3 protein-coding genes and 1 pseudogene are annotated in these 2,775 nt (G+C 51.9%); all 4 read right to left on the minus strand.

Annotation, left to right across the window (positions count from 1 at the left end; genetic code table 11):
- Window positions 1–416: pseudogene (locus H6F43_RS12520) on the minus strand (AarF/ABC1/UbiB kinase family protein); the annotation flags it as partial.
- 175 nt (window positions 417–591) lie between these two features.
- Window positions 592–1,461 carry a class D beta-lactamase gene (gene blaOXA, locus H6F43_RS12525; RefSeq protein WP_190343086.1) on the minus strand — a complete coding sequence of 290 codons (870 nt, stop codon included), beginning with the start codon at window positions 1,459–1,461 and terminating at the stop codon, window positions 592–594.
- A 91-nt stretch (window positions 1,462–1,552) separates the two neighbouring features.
- Window positions 1,553–1,741, minus strand: coding sequence for a hypothetical protein (locus H6F43_RS12530; protein ID WP_190343087.1), 189 nt, complete (start codon window positions 1,739–1,741; stop codon window positions 1,553–1,555).
- A 93-nt stretch (window positions 1,742–1,834) separates the two neighbouring features.
- Window positions 1,835–2,775: FMN-binding glutamate synthase family protein (locus H6F43_RS12535; RefSeq protein ID WP_190343088.1), on the minus strand; the 941-nt coding region annotated here is incomplete at its 5' end.

The raw sequence follows: 2,775 nt of genomic DNA on the forward strand, positions 1-2,775 counted from the left end.
AGCGGCGGTACCAGATCCGGACGAGTAGACAGCGCCTGCCCAACTTTAATAAATGCGGGTCCTAGGCGAGTCAGCACTTCCCGCAAGCGGATTGCCTGCTGCCTCTGCTGTTGCTCAGAGGCACCCATGCGACGATTCCACCACCACCGCAGCGTCAGAGACATAAACGGCAGGACAATTTGCAGCAGCCGTCCCATAACTTGGAACGGACGACCGCGGTAGTGTGCCTCGACTGCCTCTGCGTCGTAGCGTAAGCTCTCTGCCTCAGGCTCCATGGGCAGCGCTTCTGCCGATCGCAGCTCCTCCAACTCGGCAGGTACGTCTCTGTCCAGCATGAGCGTTGGAGCCACAAGCGGCTGCGTCTCTGCAACCGAAGCAGCAGGCGAAAATTCGGGTGAGGCAGTCTTCACACTCATAGGTCTACGCCGGATAGGGGTGATGTAAAGTATTGTAACAATAGAATCTAGCTTTATACTGCCACCCTAAGCGGTGCAGCCGCTTCTGTGATCTGCCTTGAGGGACAATCACAAGGCGGATTCTGGCACGGTGAGTGGATGAGGGAAGCTTGTGACCCATTATCTAACAACTCACTCACAACACTCCAAGACCCTTGAAACAGCGACGGGTGAGTTCTGCTCGGGCAGAGGAGTCTTTCTTGTTCCGAATTTCGATGTTGGTGGCAAAAAAATAAACGTTCTTTCCCTTTTCTAAGTAGCCGACAAACCATCCGATCTGCGGTCTTACAGCGTCTGCAAATCCGACCCAACCTGTCTTACCCCTAATCGTATAATCTGGTGTTTGTTCCACAATCATCATGTTTTTGACGATCGAAAGCGATCGCTCAGAAAAAGGCAAATCATTTTTGTAAAGACGGCGGAGAAATTGAATTTGCTCTTGAGGGGTAATGCGCAGTTCGCCCTGTAGCCAAAAGCTGTCAATCTCTTCTTTTTTACCAATTTTCTGGTTGCCGTAGCCGACTCGGCTCACCCAGTTTTGCATCCGCTCATGTCCTATCCGACGAGCGAGAACTTGGTAAAACCAAATGGCAGAAAGCGCCATGGCTTCTTTCAGGTTCAAGTCTCGGTTCCACTCCGGAACCTGTCTTTGAATTCCGTCCCACGTGAAAACCGTAATTTCATCTGGAATCACCCCAGTTTCTAGAGAAATTAAAGCATTGAGAACTTTAAAGGTCGATCCGGGCAGGAAAGCAGTGGCATTCCGTTGTGGATTGTGCTGGTAAACGCGATCGTTGTTCAGGTCATAAATCAGCACTGAGCCATCGACTCCCAGTTCTTGAAAATGTCGCCCAAAGTCAGTTTCTTGGGCAACAGCTAAGCGAACAGGTAACTCAGTTGTTGAGTTTGGCATCGCTGCTGCCGAGTGCAGAATTTGAGATGAAACAGATAGGATGCAACCTACCAAGAAGGAAACAAGAATCATCCAACGAAATAGTCGGTTCATAGGCTGCTGCACACGAGTCAAATAGTGAGCAGCCTGGGACTACAAAAGCAAACTCGTTGATTTCGGAATTGTGAAATTCAATCTCTGAGCTTTAAATACAATTCAGATACTGCCAAATCATACGAATCATCCATGCTGAAGCTTCAGCAGTCAAAGAATAAAAATCTTTCCCTTCTCCTGCGGGAGAAAGGTTGGGGATGAGGGCAGTTTCAGAGCAATTCTCTAAATTCCAGCGACCGATCAAACCGCTAAAACGTAGGTGAACTCCAGCGTCTGCCATTCCGAATTGCGAATTTCGAACTCCGAATTGGTGTCACTGCTCTAACTGATTTTCTCGCAGATTAACAAGTCATCAACAGGTTTAAAGCACGCTCTAACCCTGCCAACCCGGAATCCAGGGAGTTCCTGCTAACGGCAAACGAGCCATTGCCGCCGCTTCGATCGTCAGCGCAACTAGATCTTCGCGCTCTAGATGATGCACATTCTGTTTGCCACAGGCGCGAGCGATCGTCGTCAGCTCCATGTTCAGCGTCTTAAAGTAGTTTTTCAGCCGTCGCGCTCCAACTTCTGGCTCCAGTCGCTTCTCTAGCACGGCATCCTGGGTTGTAACGCCGACTGGACACTTCCCGGTATGGCAGTGGTGACAGTAGCCGGGAGCGGTGCCGAGGGCGTGGTAGTCCTCGACGGCTGAATAGTGCGTGCCGTCCTGCACGTAGGTTTCGCTATTGCAGCCAAGCGCAATCAGGACCCCCTGCCCGATCGACACGGCATCCGCGCCCATTGCGATCGCTTTTGCAACGTCGGCTCCGGTACGGATGCCACCCGAAACAATTAGTTGCACCTTGCCTTTCATGTCCATGTCTTCTAGAGCGTCTACGGCTTGACGCACCGCTGCCAGTGTCGGAATGCCCACATGCTCGATGAATACGGTTTGCGTCGCAGCGGTGCCGCCCTGCATCCCGTCCACGACGACGACATCGGCACCTGCATGAACGGCAAGTTTGACATCGTTGAACGTCCGCGATGCAGCGACTTTGACATAGATAGGTTTTTCCCAATCGGTGAGTTCGCGCAGTTCTTGAATTTTGATCGTCAAATCATCCGGTCCGGTCCAGTCGGGGTGGCGGCAGGCAGATCGCTGATCAACGCCTTCCGGCAGCGCTCGCATTTCGGCAACGCGGGGATTGATCTTTTGTCCGAGTAACATGCCGCCGCCGCCGGGTTTTGCGCCTTGACCGATGACAATTTCGATCGCGTCTGCTTTGCGCACGTCGTCAGGATTAAAGCCGTAGCGGGACGGCAAACATTGATAAA

Source organism: Leptolyngbya sp. FACHB-36, assembly GCF_014695955.1.
Classification (GTDB): domain Bacteria; phylum Cyanobacteriota; class Cyanobacteriia; order Leptolyngbyales; family Leptolyngbyaceae; genus FACHB-36.